The organism is Corynebacterium lipophilum, assembly GCF_024102595.1.
Taxonomy (GTDB): domain Bacteria; phylum Actinomycetota; class Actinomycetes; order Mycobacteriales; family Mycobacteriaceae; genus Corynebacterium; species Corynebacterium pseudogenitalium.
Genome location: NZ_JAEUWV010000005.1, coordinates 65,336 through 85,702, shown reverse-complemented (window position 1 = coordinate 85,702; position 20,367 = coordinate 65,336). Strand labels below are relative to the sequence as shown.

The following is a 20,367-nucleotide window of genomic DNA, read 5'->3' as shown; positions in this document are numbered from 1 at the left end:
ATACATGACTAATCTAGGGCGGCACTTCCTTGAATTTTGACCGGGACATCTCGAACAATATGGGGCCTTGCACTGGGTCGCCTTCGCGCGAATCCAATGATGCTGAGATTGCGCCCGTCCAGATTGTCTACTTCAAATATAAAGTTCGGCTGATCCTGGTAGCCCTGCGAATACAGCCTTCTCCCATTTTCCATCAAGTATGCAGCATACTCATATGAATTACTCGCAGCCATCTGTGGTTGCAGGCTTACCATCACCAGTCGTCCCGATGCGACCGCTTGCGGCTGCATTCGGATCAAGTCTGCATCATTCCACCCGTCTCGAATAACATCGGAGACGTTAACCTCGCCCTTCAAACTGCTATCCCGAGGCGACACATCGGAGTCTAGGAAGACTTGTTCTGCATTCTGCGGGTAAAACCCTTCAAGAGCACAGGCTGTCTTAAATACCAACCAGTTCAGGTGAAGACTCCCGACTCTCCCATGCTCGAGCAACCTATCGTGAAATTCTCGCCAGTTTGCATCCGTCGAGTGATCTGTCAACCGCTCGATTTCATCGAACCCCTCTGAAAGGTAGGTCTGCCCCTGTTGTTTGGGATCGAAGAGCGTTCGCCATTGCCGAGTCGGCCCGCTTTTAACCGATAGATCTGTGACTCGTGGTTGGCTGCTAGTAGCGTTGTCGTACTCTGGAATCCACGCATTCAGACGCGGATTGACAGCTGCCGGGGAGGAGACATTTTTGGTCGTAGACTCATTCTCAAAAACGACATCCAGCAGCTTTGGATCGGTTTTTTCAAGAAGTTTCCTCGTAAATTGGTCATTGGCTCGGTCTTCGATGCTCATGCATTGTGATGCTTTCACAAAGTACGCATTGTTCAGGACACTGATCTGCGGTTGATTAAGTGCCGTAAAAAGTCGGCTATTACCGAAATGACAACGATAGGAGGTAAGAAAGTTAAAGTTCGTGAGACGCTCCCTCAACGAAGCTCCACCAGCTCGTTCAAATGCCGATTTAAGATACGCGTGAGAAACAGCCTTAAGCGAAGCTGGAATCGCCAGCCGCTGCAACGACCAATCTACAATCCTTTGGATTTGCTCGTTCGGTGGTAGCGCCTCCGCCTGCGCCACCGATCCAAATACTTCATCAGGAATGTATGAAGCAGCGGCAGCTTGACGCATAATCTCCCCGCCTGCCCCAACCATTGTCAGAATTGGCTCGTCAGGCATTAAACGAACGGGAGACTGCGTGAAAAACTCCGGGCTTAGTTGCGACTGATAGTCACAATAACTGCGGATTGTCTCGTCAAAGCTTAACCGAATTCTTTTACCCGAATATGGAGTCGCCCAGGCCATTCCATAACGACGACGCAATTCGTCAGCAATCCGCATATCTTTCTCTAGCATTTCGCGTGCGGCGGGACTCTCGATCGGACGTGGGTCTGTAGTCTGAACGCGGAATTCTTGTGTGACCCCAGCCGCAGCCAATAATGAGAGCGCCATTCTAGAGTCGTTTCCGCCTGAGAGTCGAATGCGCTTTTCCATTTCAGTTGACTGACTCAAGTAGGCAAGCATAGAGGTACTTTCCTCGATGCCCCGCTCAATTAGGGCCTCTGGGTCTTCAATTCCAGATGCACTGGACAGCGACATCCTATCAATAATTCGAACCGAACTTGATGTGATGACTAGAGCTTCAGTTGGCAAAAGAAGCTTAACCTCGTTGCTCATTGTGTTCTCTTGGCAAGAGGCAGCGAGATAAACACCAATCCAGTTTGGAAGGAGAGACAGATAGTTCGGTTCATTAAGAGAGATCTGTCCAATTCGGCTCTGGTATGCGCTCGCAACCCCAGAGTAAGAGTCACTGATGATTATTCCCCGACCCGGAATAAATGAGTAATAGACAGGAGCCAGACCAAAAAAGTCGGAAAAGACAACGTGCTGCTCCTCACCTGGCCCGCGAGTCGAACACACTGCCATCCACTCGCCAAAAGCATCTCGAATGTCGCTTAAGGTGAGGTTGTTCGGAGCAGCCTCAGACAAGTCAAAAGAGCCTTGAAATCTCCGAGTAAAGACCAAACCGGAAAGTTTCTCTACGACGAACAGGGTTTGGTTCTCGAAGTACCAATCTTTGCGTTTATCAATCCGGTTCGCAGAACTCGAAAATTCGAGAAACTTATGCGACTTAAAAAGGGAAATCATGAATCTTTCTCGCAAACTTTTTCAACGATGCCTTTAAGAACCGTCGTTACACTCGAAGCCTTCGATAACAAACCGCTTGTCCTTTTCATGCCAACGAAACACGGTCAAAGACTTGCAGCTGACTCCTTCGGGAAGTTCAATGCGCCAAGTTCTGTCTACAGTTTGGTCCTCTTCTGCAAGATAGTGGTACCAGCCAATATCTGGATTTGTAGACAAGACGAGGGGAATATCTTCCCTACTTTGCTTAATAAGGCTGCCAGCCGAATCAGTCAACCCATACGCAATAAGGAGGTTGTGCTCACCAGCAGGTTTAGAGTCAAAATGCCCACGCAAACGCAACGACAGCGTCTTCAGTGAACGTTCCAATTCAAAGTGCAAAGGGTCGAGTAATGTGCTGGGCTGGTCTATCAGTACGCCCAAGTCATGTCGAGTATTAATCTTTTGAGAAAGCTGGGGGAAGAGCTCTGCTACATTCACGTCAGGGCCAAGCCTTGGTTTATTAGAAACCAGACGCACAAGGGGCTTAATGGACTCCGTGCTTGCGCTGTCCCCAACGTTGGTATCTTGACCGATGTGGCGAAGCCAAAGATACGTTGGCTTTCGGGAATCCACGATTAGTGGACAGTACCTGTCTGACTTGTTGTGAGCCGTCGTAGGAGGCTCAATGAGACCGCCCTCTTGATTCCAACCACAAATAGACGCTAACCCGATTGCAATCATTGGCTGATAGTTGGAGCGCACCATGCGAATTTGGCCTGAATCATAAATCGCCGTACACCCGAGACCGAAAGACACCTTCATATTCACGAATTCGGGCCGCACATAATTTTCCAATTGCGTGAAAAAATTCGTAGCCAACACATCGTCGTCATCAAGACGGAAAACTGCAAACGAATCCGATTTATCGAGCTCGCGTAACGCGACTTCCTCAAAAGAAATAGATGGAACCCTATCAATCTGTTCATCCAGAACAATTTCGGGATGCTTCGAAGCCAGCTCATTCAGCATTACCCTGTATTTGTGCGGAAGCTCCGGTGAATAAGAGATCACGTGCCGATAAATAATATTCTTCGGAGCATCAAGCAAAATAGGAATGGTGTAATTCAAGAAAAGTTCGGCCCGAGGACCCAGGCGCGAATCATCAAACAACGCCGCTTTATACTCTTCCTGGCTCCTATAGACACTGCCATTGCTTGCTTTCCAGCCTTCAAAATCTGGGCTGAAAAGGCTAAATCGGGTGTGACCAATGGCCATTGGCATTAGTTTTCTCCTTATCTTGAGACCTCAAAAACCTCTTGCGAGGAAACAAAGTTGGCACCGAAACTAGTTGTTTTGAACAAGGCAGACCACATCTTCCACAAATTGTGATACGTCCTGATGCCGACGAAGGAAATCTCTTCCCTTTGCGAGAGACTCGGTACGCCTAACCGACTCCCGTTTATCCAAGATATCTTGAGTAATTTCATCGACACTACAAAAAATAAACTCACTTGGATATACATATTCTGCGCCTCGCCAATTCAAAATGCCCATGGGAATGTCTGCGCAAAAAGCCTCACCAGGAGCCACATGTGAACCCTCGAAATCTGAAGTAGAAAGCACGTAGCCAAATTTCGCTAGCTCTTTACGGATGTCTGCCCAACCCGCATTGACCACATGATCACTCAAGTCGTTGTTCTCTACGAAGTCTCGGCAAGCCTTGTAATATTTACGCTCTTCTGCCACACCATTTACCCAGCCGAACGCCTCAGGGGCTTTGCCGAAGACGGTCAGAGAATATCGCTGGTCGACTTTCCGCAGATCTCGCAGAATTTCCAGAGCACGATGCAATCCTTTACGGCGAGGCACACTGCCAATCAAAGCAATCGCAAAAGGGTCACCGTCCGTATGATCCCGCTCATAAGAATCCACCGCATAGTAGTTCGGAATCAAATGAACTTTACTTCGAGCAATACCAAACTTCTCAATCAAATCTTCGTACGTGTGCAACGCGATCGCGATATAACCATTGACTTTAGAATCATCAACCTTGAAACCCGAGTCGCGAGTCAGTTCGTAAAAATGGCAGCGAATGAAAAGCTGTTGACTTGGGCGAACGTTGTGCGAAAAGTATTCGGCAGCCATTGTCATCCATTCGCACCAAATTATTTGGGCCCAAGCCAGTTCACGCTTGGTTGAATCCTCATCGAAAACACGTTCAGCTTGCCATTCATCGAGGTGGACCTGGAAGTACTCTTCAAGGTACGGAACGGCAGACTTGATGAATTTCAAATCGCTGCCAGCAATCAGCATACGAAGTTTGGAATGCTCTAGGAAACGGTCATACCGCTGCGACAGTGCATCTTCGACCAGAATTCGAAAAGGCTCACCGAACAAGTCCAGATTCAGAGAGTGCGCCCATTTCCCAACGAATTGCGAGAAGTTCGCAAATTCCTGTTCTGAAACTCTCACAAAACACTTCTGAAGTTGTCCCAAACCGTAAGAAACCGTTCCCGCGCCATGGCATGCCAAAAAGTCAATGCCAATTTTGAGGTAGTTCTCTTGGACAAGATCCCACGAATGAATCGCCTCGACGAAGACTTCTCCTGAGTAGTTTGCCGTGGAAGAGCTACCCATTCGGCTCGACTTATGATAGGTGTACAAAGGGCTATCATAATATGAAAAGTGACGGGAATGGCGACAGAATTCGGACATAAAAACAAGGTCTTCGCCCATTCTCACGTCGGACTTAAACCTTATTCCGTTATCCATGATAATAGAGCGCCGTGAGAACGCCATAACCCCCATAGATTGCAGCGTCACACAGCGCTCCAAGGTCGCAAGGCTATCGCTGTTTTCGCCAACAGTCACTCGGTCAACAACTCTAGGCGGTCCACCGTCAATGACGATCTGCATAGGCAATCGCACCAAGTCGGCACTAGTTTGCACGACATGGTCCGCGATGTAATCAAAGTTCTCCGAAATTAACTGATCATCGCCATCTAAGAAGAAAATATACTCCCCACGTGCAAGATCGAGTCCACGGTTTCGAGGAGCCGAAGGCCCTCCACTGTTTGAGTCCATCGTCTCAACTAGGAGACGATGCCCCTCATTCAACCTATTTTCTTCAAAAAGCCGACTCACAATATCGAGTGTTGAATCGGTCGAGCAATCATCCACCACCACTGCTTCCCACTGGTGATCCGCCCTCCATGGAAGCGACTCGATGCACCGCGCAACCGAGTCCTCTTGGTTAAAAGTCGTAATGACAAATGTGACTAGTGGTGCTTCCCATGATCCATTCCTAAACAACGGTAACCACTCCAGACTCGAAGCCATGTTCAATTTCATAAACAGCGTCGCAAGTTTTCATTACGCAATTGACTCCGTGGTGCTTAATACTTGTCTTTGGCCAAACTGGAAGGTCCTCCGCAAAAACAGGGTTCGAGCTATAAGTAACATGTCTTAAAGCACGCTGTATGGTTTCACTCTTTGCCATGCGTATGGATTCTTCGGAGGCCACAAAAACAAATGGCAATTCAAATACTGATTTGGGATCCAAGCCGTACTCCTGCCAGTACTTTTCAGAGATGGCAACTGCGCCATTTAGCGAAGCAGCCTTATAGAACTCTTGAATTGTATGCGGTTCGACTGAAGCATCAACGAGGATGACGATTTGACGTGCTACTGGACCAAGCTTTCGTGCATACCGCACTGATGGCTCTACATCCTCAAGGAGTCGCAGGCGAATCAAGACGCAGACTCCCGCTGTATCAGTTTCGACGGAAATACCGATCTGTTTTAATGCTTTTTGCAAACGTGCTTCGTAAGTATCAGCTTTCAAGACTCGGTTCAAAACTCTTAACCGCCGTTCCGCGCGATCATGAAGGAGTTCAGGCACAACGCGTGCAGGGCGATCCAGCTGTACAATCTCTTCACCAAAGAAATGTTCCGTTGCCCTTGTCCGGTTGGTAATAATCGTGCAGCCTGTAGCCGCCATCTCAAAGGCACGCCGAGCTAGCATCGTCGGCGAGCTGGTAACAGTATTGATCGAAATTCCGTACTGATTCGTACGGTAAAGATCTGCGGTTTTTTCATATGGGACTGCCGGTTGAATGCAATCGGCATACTTTGCTGGGTATCCAAACTGCTCTGTGGAACGACCAGAATACCGATCATAAATCTTTAGATTTAGACCGGAATCAAGCACGCTGTCTAGGATTTCCCCTTGGATCTCTTGCCGCTCGGAATGGTTCTTGTACCAGGAACCGGCAAATATCACCTGATTTTCACCATCGGAGTGCTCGCGGTCGAGAGCATTAAACAGTCTCGGTTGAACTCCAAATGGCATGCATTCCGCATTCCGCTTTCCTGTCACCTTGAAATACTCTGGAATCATCTCTCCTGCAGTGGTCCAGATGTAATCAAACCGCTTGGCGGTGTCCACAAAATCATTCACCCGATCGATGAAGTGAGTAGGGTCTTCCTTGTTCCAAAAGATTGTCGGAATTCCCCTTTCGTTACAGTATTCCAGTATGGCGAGCAACTCGTTTCGATTCTCGTACTTAAAATTAACCGAGCCGTAAATGCGAGCCTTCCAAGGAGATTCATCGCCAGGCATTCCCTGCCATGCCGATTCACAGAGGAAGATATCAGGCTGATGTTCTTCGAATACTTCAAACCAATTGCCTGGAGTAACAGGTCTGGCATCAATTTCTGGGGAGAGCGAGCCCCAGCTAAACGGATCAAGAATTACTACAGCCTTAAGGGCAGAAAGCAACGAAAATCGAGGTTTAAAAAAGTCCCGGTTATCTAGTTCCGCGCTGTAGGGAAGAATCAAGTCTTTTTTCAGTTGCCATTGCTTGCCAAAGCGTTGCGCAGTTTCCTCCACTGAGGTGGTCGAAGCAAGCGCTGGGTTCTTCGGCGCCCGATTTGTCGCTGGCTTAAGATCCTTGGCAGTATCACTCCTGGTGACTTGCATCGCGAACGACTCTGCATTCGAAAGGCCAGCAATTACGTTTTGCATACCCGCTTGGACTGCGCGTGCCTTTGAAACAGAACCTGCAATGTTGTTAATGGTTCTTACTGTTCCTTTAAAGGCCGCAGTATTTGCGCTAATTGCTTTTGATAGCGTTTCTACGGCTTCCAGCGAGTCGCTTAAGTCCGAAATACTTTTTTGGATTTCGCGGTTCTGAAGTCTCGTATTGTGTATGCGTCTTCCAGTACCTCGAAACACCAGAAAGAGGAAAAATAAAGCACCGATCGCAGCCAAAAGAAAGAGACACCTGCGCCACAGCTCCCCTGAGCTGAAGATTGCCACACCAATCAAAAGGGCCTCAGCAAGCCCAACTGCTGCAATACCCTTTGTATTGTCAAGTTTATTCAGCGTTTTCAATAGGTCTCCTTGCTCAAGGGTTTATGAGAGCAGTTGCGCGTGCAGATTTAAAGATTTGCTCTATTATAACACAAGCTTTTAAGGCTGACAGACGATAAGTTCGCTCAACCTAATTGCAGCTCATGTTGGTGAATTCAAAAAAGCTGCGTTCCCTCGAGCCTTTTACGGCCTATCCGCGGATCACAACACACAGAGGTCAATTAACTAAACCCCGACGACGCAGAAAGAAATGCTTATGCTATCGAATTATTACCTTTGCTGGTAGGTAGGACTCGGGTAATTCCGTGAGGAATTCATTCGCGGGTGTTTTGTCATCCTTCGCCATTAGTCCAGCCCACCTGGTGTATAGGGAGCAAATTTCCGACGATAACCCATCGGCGATAAGCTCTCCTTGGTTGATCCACAGCACACGCGAACAGTTCTCCTCTACTTGAGCAATCGAGTGAGAAACGAAGAATAAATTACCTGCACGTTCAAGGACCTCGTTCATCCTTGCGCGTGCTTTCCAGCCAAATGCGGCATCTCCCGTTGACAATGCCTCATCAATCAAGAGGATTTCTGGCTTCACTGCTGTCGAAATGGCGAAAGCCAGTCTCGCCTTCATTCCCGCAGAATAGGTGGACATGGGCCGCTTCACTGCATCGCCAAGTTCTGTCCATTCCGCCAGTAGCGGAATTTGCTCGGTGGCTTCACTCGGGCTCATACCCAAGGCTAAGCACCCCAGATAGATATTTGTCTCACCTGGAAGATTCCCCTGAAGCGCCGCATTCACGCCCATAAGCATCGGCTGGGACTGCACGAGGATCTCTCCGGAGGTCGGGTTCTCACCGCCCGCAATTAGTTTCAATAGTGTCGACTTTCCGGATCCGTTTAGCCCAATGAGCCCAATCGATTCCGAAGGTCGCACGGCAAAAGAAACGTCCTTGAGTGCATCGACAACCATTTTTCCTCGACCAGCGCGAACCGTGTTTGCATCATCGGAGCGCGACTGACTAATGACGTACCTTTTCGAAACGTTGTTGACGACGATTGCTGCATCATCAATTTCTTCGATTGGTTGATTACGCAAGCCGGACATATTTTTCCTCCGCAGCCCAAAAGTAAATGAATCCCACGATAAATGTTCCCGCGGTCCAGACAAGCAGGATCAGCCACACATCCAGCGCCGGGACGGTGCCGTAGATGGTGACGTCACGGATTGCTGTCAGGAACTCGTACGCGGGGTTTTCCACCATGATCTTCTGCAGGGTGGGAACGTGGGAGAAACGGTCCATCGTAAACATAACGCCGGACAGAAAGAACCACGCCTGCGTAATAATCGGCACCAGCGCCTTCACGTCCGGGATTTCCGCGGTCAGCCGAGCAAAAATCAGCATCAGCCCGCAGCCAAAAAGGTGGAGCATCACATACAGCGGCACCACCAAAATGGTTGTCCATGTGGGAAAATCACCCCACTGTGCCACGAACGCCAAAATGAGGGCCACGCCGGCGGGCAGCAGATTATCGATCGCCGCGCGCAGCGTCTGAGAAAACACTAGCGACGCCCGAGGGAACGGGAACGCAGAAATCATCGCCTTCGAGCTGGAGATCAGCCCGCTGCCGGAGCCCAACATCGAGGTGAGCATCCGCATGAAAATCAGGCCAATGAACAGGTAGCCCACGAAGTTGTCCACGTCGCGCGCCGTCTTAAACAGCAGGCCGAACAGGAGCCCATAGAAGGCTACGTCCAGGATTGGGGAGACAACCAGCCACAGCTTCCACAAGCGATAGTCACGGGTCGAGCGCAACGCTTTCGAGCGCGCCTCCGCCCCGATGAAGAACCGGCGCCTCCACAACTCCCTAATGTAGCCACCGAGGCTGGGACGTGGGTTGAGCGGGACCAGGTCACCCTTGGATACTACTTGGACGCGTGAGGTGGACTCCCCTAGTTTTCCCGAAAGCTCTTTGAGAAAGCCGACGCTGTAGGGCTTCGCCCCTTCTCTCTGTTGGCTCATGTCATTAACCATCCTGTCCGATTGCCTCCCCCAGCGAGGGAAGAACAATACTTATCGTAGCTTTCCCATCATATCGACAAGTGCCTGCTGGATTGAGCTGGCGTCCCCAATCTCCGACCGGAAATCGAGTGCTTGTACCGACAGCGGGGAGCCTGGCGTGACGATGCCCCACACCGGGACCCCCGAACCCGCATAGTCGGAGTACTTAGACGGCAGGAAAGGATTGACCGCAAAAGACCCCGGCTGCAGCGTCATGTCGTTGACCAACAAGACGTCGAGCTTGTGGGTGATGGCCAAAAACTCCAGGTACGGCACGTAGTCATTGATGCGCAGGCTGAAAGCAGGCGCGTTACTTGCCGCAAAGGCGCGCAGCGTTCGCGGGTCATCACAAAAGATATGAAACTCCAGCTTCTCTTGCAGGTGCTGCGGCAGGTCCATCACCGCATCCAGAATCGGCCCCAGGCCCCGGTCACGATAGAAGCTGCCAAAGTAGCCGATGCTCAGCTTCTTCCCATCTGTCTGGTACGTGCTCGTGCCGTGGTAGAGGTGCTTGGGCGGGGTCGGCTGCGGGCGCACCACACTCTTTGCCTCCGCGGCGCGCCGAATCGGCGCCGGGTACTGCGAAAGCATGACGTGACGCTGGTTCTCGTTGGTAAATAGCAACTTATCCGCTAGCAGAATGGTCACCGCCTCCGTCAGCTCGAAATGCGATGCAATCTCCACCTCTGCCCCACCCAGACGCTTGAGTGCACGCGTGAGCTTCCACGCGGTGGGCCCAGGCGTGAGCTTGCCCCGGCGTGGCTGACCATCAGCACCAACTCGGAGTGGGTCAGAAAACTCCGCCTCCCACCGCAGCTGTGGATAGGCCAGTTTGATAAGCGCGCCGGCCACGTGCGATCCCGACCACAAGGCCCGCGTGTAGAGCACGGAGTACTCGCTTCCTTTTGCCTGGAGCTTTCGTGCCGCGCGCAGGGCGTCACGCCCAAATTGTGCGATGAGCGGCCAGGCCGAAAAAGAGCATTCAGTGTTGAGCTGCACGTGCTCACCAATGACCGGATCGACCATGAGGTAGGTCGACTCATCCCGCTTGCGAATGCTCCGCATGTCCGCGGAAATCACGTCCACCTGCACGCCGTCGCTGGCCAGCGTCTTGGCCATCACGTTGGCGGCAGGGTCAGCAAACGGCGGGAAGCAATAGGACACCACGAGTTTCTTCGAGCGCTGCGGTCGCAGGTCACTCCACGGTAACCCAGCAACACCCAAGTCAACCGCGCAGGCAATCGCGTCCTCAACCTGGTCGCGTGCGCCCGTAAGGTAGTCACGCACAAAGGTAAATTGCGCGTCTTCGAGGTTTTTCAGCGCCAGACGGGAAGATTCATCGACGCGAAGGGCCCGAATCTTGGCAATGCACTGCAACCTTTCCACCACAGAGAACTGGAAGCTCGCCTTTTGACGGGAGACGGAGCCCTTCCGCACCAACCGCAGGTACGCGGCGTCCTGAGCGTCAGCCGGAACGGTGAAGGCGAAGTGCGGGATGGTCAGCAACTGGGCGAAGAACGCCACATCCTCGCCAGACTTGAGCTCTTCATCGAAGCGAAACCGCGTGGCGATGTAGCTCGGGAGGATCTTGCACGCATTAAAGCCCAAGGTCCACGGGATGTCGCGGGCCAATTGCGTGCGGCCGGTGGCCTGCGAAATCCGCGCCGACAGCGCGCTGTCATGATGGCACCCATCTTCCCCGATGTCCCGTATGGGAAGCAAGACGGCCTCGTGCGGCTTGCACAGGCGAAAGCCCGCGGCCAGAAACTCCGGCTCGAGGCCGTCGTCATCATCGACGAACGTGAAGTAGTCGCGCGTCACGCTGGTCAACCCCACGTTGCGCGCATGCGCCGCACCCACACCGGTGGTGTTAATAATGCGCAGGTCATAGTCCGTGGTCAGCCCGCGCAGGTAGGACGCGCTGCCGTCGTCTGGCCCGTTGAGCACCACGATCACCTCAAACAGGCTCGGGTCGAGGGATTGCCGGTTCAGACACTCGATGAGCCGCGGAAGCCTGACTCTTCCTGCAAAGCTGGGGACTATGACCGAGATCCCCACGGTGAACTTCCCACACATACGTACCCTACTTCATCCGAGCCAAAAGCTTGTACAAACGAATAATCACGCCTTGAGGCAGATACCTTTTCACGGGCTTGACCACCGGAATCACTCTGTCTAGAAGGGCGGACAGCACCGACGGCGTCGACAGCTCCGGCAAGGCATCGGCGCCCGCGTCACGGTACTCCACATACTGCAGCGCCGCCAGCCCCAGACTCACGTCCGCCGCGCTGCGCAGGTGGCCCGCCCCGTCCGCAGTCTCCGCCACGCGTGTTGGCAGCACCCACATCTTGACCCAGCCGGGCTCACACGCAACTGCCCCGGCCGTCAGATTGTCTGGCCCGCGCAGGAAATTCGAGGCCCGTTCCGGCGCGCTGTCAGGACCAAGTGATGCCCAGTAAAACACCTTGGGCGCGGTCTGCGACGATGATTTCTCGTGGGCGCCAATGAAGTCCCAGACCGTTTCTGCGGGAAAGTCCACAAAAATCACGGTGTCATAGGAGCTCAGAGTCCCCGTCAGGTCAGAAGTGAAGACGACGTTGCGACCCAAGTCCCCCACGCTAACCACTGCCGTCGAATCAACGACAACACACACGGCGTCCTGGGGGCTATGCCCGGGATAAGGCTTATCGGCAAAGAGCATGAGTAACCTACTAGCGAAAATCTACGGTTGACGGAGACGCGGCGCACCCAAGGACATCGAGCAGAGCCTGCGACACCTGCTTATCGCGCTGCTTCTTGACCCACTGCCGGCCATCCTCAGATACCTTCAACTTGGTGCGGACCTCATCAAGAGATTTCCAGAGCCTCGCTAGCTCCTCAGCGTGCTCGGGCCGAACAACGTCTCCCGCCTCAAGCTGGGTAATCAACTCGGCAGCTTCACCGCTTAACACGCCAATGATATGAATCCCCAGCCCCATGAGCTCAAGGGTCTTGGACGGCACCGTCCGACCCGGTGGCTTCCCGTCAGTCAGGTGCACCAACACGGTGTCGGCCCAGGAATAATAGTTTTGCAGTTCACCAGCGGGGATACGGTGATGAAAGTCCACGTCCAGACCAAGCTGGGTGGCCTTGTCCCGCAACATCGTCCACGACACCCCGTCGCCCACGAAACGGAGCCTGACCTTCACGCCTATCTCCTGCGCCAGGTACGCGGCCACCAACGCGTTTTCCAACCACTGGGCGCGCTCAAACGTACCGGCACACAAAACGTTGAGCCCTTCGTGCTCTAGCGCCTGCAGCGGTTGGGTGTCCAGCTGCGTCCGCGACGGAAAAACATTCCTAATGGTGACCACGCCCCGGGTGCGCTTGCCGGTTGAGTCTTTCTCTTGCTGGCGCAACTGCAGATCAAGCTGCTCAGAGGTGGTCAGCACGGCGGAGACATTTTTGAGAGCCGAAGTCACGCCACGCCCAGTCACCGCGGTCACCGCCTGCAAGGGCCCGTGACGAAGGAGCTTTTCTCGCAGCGACCGGCAGCCCGTGGCCGCATTCCAGTCCTGGTTTTCGTGCGACAGCTCCGGCGATGCGTCGCGCAAGTCGAAGACGTAGGGAACCCGCTTCAATCGCGCGATGAGCTGGGTGACGGTAGCTATGGGCAGGGCTGGAACCGTGCCAATGACGACATCGAGACGCAGTTTTCCCACCTCCGACCAGGGGTTGAGCGATACCGCCAACATCTAGACAGCCACCACTGCCGCTCACAGTGTGGGAGTGGTGCAATCCCGGTCACCGCATGGCCAGCATCGACGAGAATTTTAGTCAGCCACATCCATTTCCGCTGTGGCACCCCATTTTCGAGATACCAATACTGCGACACGATGAGAATACCCACAGCTTGACTAGGCTCCTTCGCACTGACGACCGTTCCGGCCTCCGTCAATCATACTACTTCCCACCAACCCCGCGCACTTTTCGGCGCCCGCACGCCCTAATCAGTGAGTCGCTAGCCGTCGGATACGGCGATATAGCGGAAGGAGTTTTGCCATCACCCGCTCGGCGCTTTGTTGCCCAAGGACGAGGGTAGCAACTGTGCGAATCGCCTCTCGGTGGTCAACGAGGAGGTCGAGGACTCGGTCCTGAACGCGCAGCGGGGTGTGGTCCACCAGCGCGGCGAACCGCGCGGCATCGACCGGGTGGAACGCAGAATCAGCAGCCACACTGACCGTCTCCAGCGACACTTTCTGCACCTTCGGCTCCAGCCCCTTGATGCAAAAGCCCAGCAGCGACTGCCCCTGTTCGAGGTGCAGGCTCACCACAACGCGCGACTGCCCCTCCTCTACCGGCACGAGGTGGCAGTGCCCAATGCGCCCGCGCTTTATAGATTTGAGGCCCACCACGGCCTGGTGCCGGGAAATTTTTCGCCCCTTCGCGTCCACCACGAGCAGGTCCACGACGAAGTTCTCCGGCTCTATGGGTTCCTCACTGTTCAGCAACAACACGATCGTGGCGTCTACTACCCCTTGTGTTCCTTGCCCTGCCAACGCGAAGGCGACCCCGTCGCCCACTGTCTTACCAACAGCGAAATTCTGCGCACCCTGGTCGATCCTTTCTGCAACCGTCGGGAATGCAGAGGCCAACTCGTCATAGTCATGCAGCGGCGGGTTCTTTCCTGTCTCCTGCAGCAAACGCTCCAGGACCGAGCCATCCTGGTACCGCATGGCATTGTCCTGTCCATCATGCAGGGACCGGAGGTAGCTGACGTGACGGGCATCAAGAATTACTGGCGAATACCGATCTGTGAGATCATGCGGGCCCCCTTTGGGCGCACGGATGTTTTTCACGGTGTCAATCGAGCACAGCGCCATCAAACCCATGGAATTCATCGGCACATGCGCCAGGCGGAAGTTACTAAAGTGCGTACCGTCGAAGATTGCCTCAACCCCTAAGGGGAAGCTCACAAACATCCCCACGAACGGCTCCACAAGGTAAGGCTTCGCCGCATCAAAGAACCCCGTTGCCAGCATGTCATCATCATCGAGCCGGTAAGAACCATAGACCCCCGTGTGACCGCTGGCCCTGATGACCGCCTGTGGAGTGTCCCACGCTTGCTCACCATCCTTGCACTCATCGAGCCACAGGAAGTCATACTGCTGCCCCGCCTCCTCCAGCCTGGACTTCCAACGCTGCGGAAGGGACTCCGAATAGGAGACGATGTGGGTGACCTCATGCCCACGCGCCGCCTGTGCCAGCAGCGGAACCGTGTGCTCGAGGAAATGGTTCGTGCGAAATTCCAAGCGCTGCGGGTCATAGAGGTAGGCGCGGTAGTCCGCCTCGGAAGATAGCTTCTTCCCGTTGCTCGCTCGCCAGGAACCAGACTGTGGAACAAACAGACTAAACCGCGTCTGCCCAATGAACAATGTCTTTCCTTCCTGCTGCCACCATCCCTTTGAAGCCTATACCAGTGTAATCACCACCGCGTGCAGCACTCCCGACGCACCGCAAAAATCCACTCTTTCCAGCAGATTTGCTTCATTCTCGCCCCAGGTTATGTAGTTATATCTCGTTGCACAGAGTACCGAAGCAATTCGGACTCACCGCATAAGATAATCCTCCATAGCTCAGTTGGCAGAGCATTCGACTGTTAATCGAAAGTTCACTGGTTCGAGCTCAGTCGGAGGAGCAATCACAGTCCGACTTTCGGCGGGCTTTCGCTTTTATACTCCCGGAGTAAGGGGGGCTGATGCACTCACCTACTCCCAGCAACTCCGCGATGGCGGCAACCATGCACGCTGGCGCGTGGCCGTTACCAAAAGAATTGGCCACGTTCGCAAAGCATTAGACTACGCCACCCCGCAAGAAGTAGAAATCGAGTACCATCTCACCCATCCCGTCAATACGGGCTAGTAAAAGAAGCGGAACTAAACCCAGGACGCTTCAGAAGAACGGACGGATGCTGTTCTCTGCGGACCGTGTGATAATGCTGAACGGCAACGATGTTTCCAAACGCTTTAACTCCTCCGACAAGCGAAGTGCACGGTGCAGTTCTGCCCGATTCAATGACTTTGAACCAATATCTAATGCAGAGATTGCTTCGCTATATTCCCCCAATCTCAACCAAGGATCGCATTTTATCGTTGTGCGACCCACCCTTACAGGGAAGAGCCTTTACGCTCAAAGAACTAGCCGGAATACCGCTTGTCCGAATTCTTTCCCCCAATTTGTTCCTGAAAGATACCCTGTCATCAAGGTACAACGGGGTAGCCGCGGTTCCGATTAATCCGATTTGCTTAATGATAGCTTTCAATTCTTATCCTGGGCAGCGAGCATGATTGCTTCTAGAATTGCTTTGGGCGCAGCAATTTGCCTTTGCGCAGTAACCCAAGCAGCAGCCCTATCTCCTATACAGAGCCGATCTGGCTCCTCAATAAGCTTTGTCCAAAGTTCTGACAACGCAAACGGGTCACCTGGAGGTACCACGTCACCAGCCCCATGTTCTTGAATTAACTTGGCGCTTTCGCCTCGAGCCACCGCTGAAATATGCAATTTGATGCCCATAAGTTCATACGTTTTGGACGGAACAACCATTTGCAATGATGGCCAATCTGCGAGGTGAACTAGTCCGGTATCAGCCCAGTCATAGTGCTCTTGTAACTTGTCCACCGGCAGCCGACCAAAAAACTCAGCATTTACCCCATAGTCACGAGCGAGTTTAAGAAGTTTAGGCTTTCCAACTCCGCTACCTACGAACCTCAGGCGCACTCGATATCCGCTTGCTTCGCAAAGAGCCGCAGCAACAATCGTGTTCTCAAGATCTTGAGCGCGCCCAACAGTCCCAGCATACAACACGTTAAGAGATCTCTTATTCGAGCTGGCACAATGTCCAGAGGCGTATACGGCCTCTGGCGGAAAAACGTTTCTGACAGTAATGGTTTTCGGGTTTTGACAGCCCTTGGATCGTAATTCCTTCCGCTGCTCGAGATCTTCTCCAAGCATCTGGGATGTAACCGTAATCACATTTGCGTTCTTAAGTACCCTGTTAAGCATACTTCGCGTTAACGCACTCAAAATCTGAATCGGCCCCAGGCTAAGCAGGGATTCTTTTACAGACCTATCTCCCACGCTGTGGTTCCACCGACTTCGTTCTGCTAGCAAATCTGGCCAAGCATCTCTCAAATCGATAATGTACGGAGCCTTAAACCGACGGCTCGCAACGTACGTGACCAAAGCCGTCGGTATAGCCGGAACGGTACCAACAATTAAATCTGGAGAATATTCCTTTAGACTCGATGGCCGCTTCATTATCACCCACAGAGCACCCACGGCAACAACGGCCTGATTGAATATCTTCCCGGTTACGGAGCTCGACGAAGGAATAAAACCAGATCGAATGACTTTTTCCCCAGAACCCCCGTCTGTAGTCTCCATCGCTGATCGAAAAGCGCGCTTCTTGTACCAATCCCGTAGAGACACATTTCTTTCGTAGTGAGGCTTTGGGGCTACCACAAAAACCTCATGCCCCGCCTCGTTGAGCACTTTCGAAAGCCATGACCAACGCCTTTGGGGGACTCCGTTCTCCGGAGCCCAGTACTGGGAAATAATGAGAATCCTCAAGGCCAACTCCCAGCTCATCTACTAAAAAACTAAGACAGCATCTACATCAGCAAATCTCACTGCTGAAGTGTGACATTCTTTCACAGTACCTTACTTATTTAGTGGAGAAAACTCCGCGATTTTAGTACCGACACCGAGCAATTCCGCGACAGCAGCCACCGACCGCTGAGCGGCACAACCATCGCCATACGGATTTACCGCATTCGCCATCGCGTCATAGGCAGCAGACTGATCAAGCAGGTTCTTAGCTTCTGCCACAATTCGCTTGCGGTCAGTTCCCACGAGCTTGACGGTACCTGCGACCACTGCCTCAGGGCGTTCCGTATTCTCGCGCATGACCAAGACTGGTTTTCCTAACGAAGGCGCTTCCTCCTGGACACCGCCGGAGTCGGTCAGCACCAGGTAGGCACGGTTCAGCAGTGCAGTGAACTGATCGTATGGCAGTGGATCAGTGATGATCACGTTGGGAAGGTCTTCAATGAGTGGCAACACAGCGTTTCGCACCTTTGGGTTCAAATGCAGTGGCAGCGTGAATACATGGTCCGTGTATTCAGACGCCAGGTCTCGCACCGCGCTACCGATCTCCTTCATTGCTTCCAGATTCTCGCGCCGGTGGGTCGTCACTAAGACAACTTTTTGATCAGTATCGGCGAGTTGCTGCAGACGAGGATCGTCAAAGTTGACGTCCCAGCTCGATGCGACGAGCAAGGCATCGATGACTGTGTTACCTGTAACAACAATGTCCTTCGTCCGGAAGTTCTCACGGCGTAGGTTTTCACGAGATTCCTCGGTTGGCGCCAAGTGCAAGCTCGCAACTTGACCAATAATCTTGCGGTTCGCTTCCTCCGGGAAAGGCGAGAAAATATTGCCGGTTCGAAGGCCTGCTTCCAGGTGCACGATTTTTACACCGCGGTGGAACCCAGCCAAAGCAGCCGTCATCGCAGTAGACGTATCTCCCTGAGAAATGATGACATCCGGTTGCTCTTGTTCGATGACTGCATCGAGCCCCTGCATCGCACGGGACACAAGCTCGTTGAGCGACTGCCCTGGCTTCATCAGGCCCAAATCATGATCTGGCTCGATGTCGAAGCGCTTGTTCACTTGTTCCAGCATTTCCTTATGCTGACCAGTAGACACCACAACAGATTGGAAACGGTCATCAGCTTCCAATGCTTTCACCACAGGTGCTACCTTGATCGCCTCAGGGCGGGTCCCGTAGATCGTCATTACTTTGGGCTTTGCTTCAGACACAGCTTCCTCAATGTGGTTCGTAGTTACAAGAGCACCTTTTAATCTAGTGCAGATAACAGACGTAGGCCATTAATTCCCCGCCCACGCCACTGTCACTTTTTAAAAATGTACTATGGCACACATGATTCAATTCGTTGTCGGAGCAGCCGCCGGGTACGTGTTCGGCACGAAGGCCGGTCGCAAGCGCTATCACCAGATTGTCAACGCTACGCAGAAAGCAGTGAACTCGCCGGTGGCCAAACAAGTGGTCACGTCCACCCGCAAGGCCATCGCGAACAAGATCGATCCGGAACCCCGCATGCGCGAAATCAAAGACTTGCGCGGTAAGCGGGGGGATCACAACCAGATTCTGGAGCCCGACGAGGACTAATTAGCCAATGAGGCCACGATGCCGTCGAGGATGTCTTTCTCACTGATCACAATCGAGTCAAGACCAGTGAGTTCCTCGGCGGCTTTTAATATTTCCTCGACGACGGCGGCGCCGGCGGGGATGACGTCGGCACGCCCGGGGTGGATCACCGGGTGGTCTTTGCGCTCCTGCACGCTCAGAGCCTGGATCTCCGCGATGGTGGCCCGCAGGTCCTCGAAGGTGAGGCGTGAAAGGTGAATGCGGTCTGGGTCGTACTCGGGAAGGCGCTTGGTGAGCGCGGAGAGCGTCGTAAAGGTGCCGGCGCAGCCGACAACCGTGCGAGCCTTCGCCATGTTGACCACCGCCGCGGCGTGCTGGACCTGCTCGCGCGCGTAGTCGCGAGCCGCGCGCAACTCCTCGGAGGCTGGCGGGTCTGAACGCAAGAATCGCTCCGTGAGGCGCACACACCCCATCTGGGTGGAGATGCGCCCCTCGATGGTGTCGCCGTTGCCCACAACGAACTCGGTGGAGCCGCCGCCTAAGTCAATGACGCAGAAGGGGCCGTCGTCGGTCGGAAGGTCCATCGTGGCGCCGATGAAGGAGAGCTGGGCTTCCTCCTCCCCCGTGATTACCTCGGCCTGTGCGCCGGGCTGGATCTGGCTGAGCAGCTCGCGGGTCATGTCGAAGAAGACGTCGCGGTTGGAGGCGTCGCGAGTCGCAGAGGTGGCGACCATGCGCACACGCTGCGCACCCTCGGCGAGCATGCGTTCGGTGTAGGTAGCGAGCGCCTTGCGGGTACGCTCAATCGCCTCCGGGTTCAACGCTCCAGTCTCGTCCACGCCCTGGCCCAAACGCACGATGATGTTCTCGCGGCAGACTTCCTCAAACGTGTTCGTCTCGGGGTCGAAGCGGGTGATCAAGAGGCGGATGGAGTTCGTGCCGCAGTCGACCGCGGCGAGTGTTCGCGGCTGGCTCATGCGAGGTGCTCCCCCGCCTCAGCAAGCGTGATGCCGAGGTCTTCGAGCGTCGGCCAGTCGGCAGGGATCGCGGTGTCGCGCAGATTGCCGTGCTCGGCAGCGAGCGCCACCGCCTCCGTACCGAAACGGAAGTGCTCCGGCCCCTCCGCAAGCGCGTAGGCAATCAGCACGTGCAGGCACTTCACCCGGTCCGGCATGCCGCCGCCAGAGAAGTCCGTACCCAAGTTCTCAATCTCGTTGCGCTTCGCCAAAAAATACTCGTGAGCGCGACGATAGTCCTTCTGCAGGTCCTCGTCCTCAGCCAGGCGGGCCTCCATCCACTTCATCACCTGAGCGCCCTCCAAACGCGAAGCCTCGGCGGTGAGGCGGCGGTCCGTCAGGTAGTAGAGCGTGGGGAACGGAGTGCCGTCGTCAAGCTTGGGAGCAGTCTTTACCACCGCAGGCTGGCCGTCCGGCGTGCGGTAGGAAATTCCCAGCACACCGCGAGGCGCGCGGCCGAGCTGCTCCTGAATGATATTGAGATCCTCTTGAGTCGGTTGCATGAGCAACATTGTTTCACACGAGGTGGGCGGCGGTGGAA

15 protein-coding genes and 1 tRNA gene are annotated in these 20,367 nt (G+C 53.8%); 2 read left to right on the top strand and 14 right to left on the bottom strand.

The genetic code is table 11. The features are described from left to right. Nucleotides 1-8: 8 nt before the first annotated feature. The 10 genes from JMN37_RS05575 to JMN37_RS05530 form a co-directional block, all read right to left on the bottom strand. The gene (locus tag JMN37_RS05575) at nt 9-2,195 is read right to left on the bottom strand and encodes a hypothetical protein (protein ID WP_252931315.1); all 2,187 of its coding nucleotides are present in this window, start codon (nt 2,193-2,195) and stop codon (nt 9-11) included. A gap of 33 nt (nt 2,196-2,228) precedes the next feature. Further along, nucleotides 2,229-3,455: a glycosyltransferase gene (locus JMN37_RS05570; protein ID WP_252931314.1), complete on the bottom strand. Its 1,227-nt coding sequence runs from the start codon at nt 3,453-3,455 to the stop codon at nt 2,229-2,231. A 63-nt stretch (nt 3,456-3,518) separates the two neighbouring features. Further along, entirely contained in the window at nt 3,519-5,513 is a 1,995-nt protein-coding gene (locus JMN37_RS05565) for a glycosyltransferase (RefSeq protein WP_252931313.1), read from the bottom strand. After that, nucleotides 5,479-7,569 carry a CgeB family protein gene (locus tag JMN37_RS05560; protein ID WP_252931312.1) on the bottom strand — a complete coding sequence of 697 codons (2,091 nt, stop codon included), beginning with the start codon at nt 7,567-7,569 and terminating at the stop codon, nt 5,479-5,481. Before JMN37_RS05560 ends, JMN37_RS05565 begins: the two co-directional genes overlap by 35 nt. Before the next feature lie 238 nt (nt 7,570-7,807). Further along, nucleotides 7,808-8,647, bottom strand: a complete 840-nt coding sequence (locus JMN37_RS05555; protein WP_252931311.1) for an ABC transporter ATP-binding protein — start codon at nt 8,645-8,647, stop codon at nt 7,808-7,810. Further along, nucleotides 8,631-9,563, bottom strand: a complete 933-nt coding sequence (locus JMN37_RS05550) for an ABC transporter permease (protein ID WP_252931310.1) — start codon at nt 9,561-9,563, stop codon at nt 8,631-8,633. The genes JMN37_RS05555 and JMN37_RS05550 overlap by 17 nt, the downstream gene beginning before the upstream one ends. A gap of 51 nt (nt 9,564-9,614) precedes the next feature. Then, entirely contained in the window at nt 9,615-11,678 is a 2,064-nt protein-coding gene (locus JMN37_RS05545) for a glycosyltransferase (RefSeq protein ID WP_252931309.1), read from the bottom strand. A 7-nt stretch (nt 11,679-11,685) separates the two neighbouring features. Next, on the bottom strand, nt 11,686-12,303 hold the full coding sequence (locus JMN37_RS05540; protein ID WP_252931308.1) for a hypothetical protein: 618 nt from the start codon (nt 12,301-12,303) through the stop codon (nt 11,686-11,688). Between the two features lie 10 nt (nt 12,304-12,313). Then, a complete protein-coding gene (locus JMN37_RS05535) occupies nt 12,314-13,336 on the bottom strand; it encodes a glycosyltransferase (protein WP_252931307.1) in 1,023 nt (340 codons plus the stop codon). 255 nt (nt 13,337-13,591) lie between these two features. After that, the gene (locus JMN37_RS05530; RefSeq protein ID WP_252931306.1) at nt 13,592-15,016 is read right to left on the bottom strand and encodes a glycosyltransferase; all 1,425 of its coding nucleotides are present in this window, start codon (nt 15,014-15,016) and stop codon (nt 13,592-13,594) included. Between the two features lie 190 nt (nt 15,017-15,206). Here JMN37_RS05530 and JMN37_RS05525 point away from each other — a divergent pair. Beyond that, nucleotides 15,207-15,279, top strand: a tRNA-Asn gene (locus JMN37_RS05525). A 620-nt stretch (nt 15,280-15,899) separates the two neighbouring features. Here JMN37_RS05525 and JMN37_RS11425 read toward each other — a convergent pair. Further along, nucleotides 15,900-17,228 (bottom strand): glycosyltransferase family 4 protein, encoded by a 1,329-nt coding sequence (locus tag JMN37_RS11425; RefSeq protein ID WP_330166368.1) that lies wholly within the window; start codon nt 17,226-17,228, stop codon nt 15,900-15,902. A 72-nt stretch (nt 17,229-17,300) separates the two neighbouring features. Further along, a complete protein-coding gene (wecB, locus tag JMN37_RS05515) occupies nt 17,301-18,437 on the bottom strand; it encodes a non-hydrolyzing UDP-N-acetylglucosamine 2-epimerase (RefSeq protein ID WP_252931335.1) in 1,137 nt (378 codons plus the stop codon). Nucleotides 18,438-18,582: 145 nt separating this feature from the next. Here wecB and JMN37_RS05510 point away from each other — a divergent pair, with 145 nt between their 5' ends. Next, the gene (locus JMN37_RS05510; protein WP_071573499.1) at nt 18,583-18,831 is read left to right on the top strand and encodes a hypothetical protein; all 249 of its coding nucleotides are present in this window, start codon (nt 18,583-18,585) and stop codon (nt 18,829-18,831) included. On the opposite strand, the gene JMN37_RS05505 is transcribed toward JMN37_RS05510, so the two are convergent. After that, nucleotides 18,828-19,787: a Ppx/GppA phosphatase family protein gene (locus JMN37_RS05505; RefSeq protein WP_252931304.1), complete on the bottom strand. Its 960-nt coding sequence runs from the start codon at nt 19,785-19,787 to the stop codon at nt 18,828-18,830. The two genes, JMN37_RS05510 and JMN37_RS05505, sit on opposite strands and share 4 nt — an antisense overlap. Then, nucleotides 19,784-20,329 (bottom strand): DUF501 domain-containing protein, encoded by a 546-nt coding sequence (locus tag JMN37_RS05500; RefSeq protein ID WP_252931303.1) that lies wholly within the window; start codon nt 20,327-20,329, stop codon nt 19,784-19,786. Before JMN37_RS05500 ends, JMN37_RS05505 begins: the two co-directional genes overlap by 4 nt. Nucleotides 20,330-20,367: the final 38 nt, after the last annotated feature.

Excerpts from the sequence above, each read along its gene's own strand:
- JMN37_RS05575 (WP_252931315.1), bottom strand. The coding sequence starts at position 2,195 with ATGATTTCCCTTTTTAAGTCGCATAAGTTTCTCGAATTTTCGAGTTCT.
- JMN37_RS05570 (WP_252931314.1), bottom strand. The coding sequence starts at position 3,455 with ATGCCAATGGCCATTGGTCACACCCGATTTAGCCTTTTCAGCCCAGAT.
- JMN37_RS05565 (WP_252931313.1), bottom strand. The coding sequence starts at position 5,513 with ATGGCTTCGAGTCTGGAGTGGTTACCGTTGTTTAGGAATGGATCATGG.
- JMN37_RS05555 (WP_252931311.1), bottom strand. The coding sequence starts at position 8,647 with ATGTCCGGCTTGCGTAATCAACCAATCGAAGAAATTGATGATGCAGCA.
- JMN37_RS05550 (WP_252931310.1), bottom strand. The coding sequence starts at position 9,563 with ATGAGCCAACAGAGAGAAGGGGCGAAGCCCTACAGCGTCGGCTTTCTC.
- JMN37_RS05545 (WP_252931309.1), bottom strand. The coding sequence starts at position 11,678 with ATGTGTGGGAAGTTCACCGTGGGGATCTCGGTCATAGTCCCCAGCTTT.
- JMN37_RS05540 (WP_252931308.1), bottom strand. The coding sequence starts at position 12,303 with ATGCTCTTTGCCGATAAGCCTTATCCCGGGCATAGCCCCCAGGACGCC.
- JMN37_RS05535 (WP_252931307.1), bottom strand. The coding sequence starts at position 13,336 with ATGTTGGCGGTATCGCTCAACCCCTGGTCGGAGGTGGGAAAACTGCGT.
- JMN37_RS11425 (WP_330166368.1), bottom strand. The coding sequence starts at position 17,228 with ATGAGCTGGGAGTTGGCCTTGAGGATTCTCATTATTTCCCAGTACTGG.
- wecB (WP_252931335.1), bottom strand. The coding sequence starts at position 18,437 with ATGACGATCTACGGGACCCGCCCTGAGGCGATCAAGGTAGCACCTGTG.
- JMN37_RS05510 (WP_071573499.1), top strand. The coding sequence starts at position 18,583 with ATGATTCAATTCGTTGTCGGAGCAGCCGCCGGGTACGTGTTCGGCACG.
- JMN37_RS05505 (WP_252931304.1), bottom strand. The coding sequence starts at position 19,787 with ATGAGCCAGCCGCGAACACTCGCCGCGGTCGACTGCGGCACGAACTCC.
- JMN37_RS05500 (WP_252931303.1), bottom strand. The coding sequence starts at position 20,329 with ATGCAACCGACTCAAGAGGATCTCAATATCATTCAGGAGCAGCTCGGC.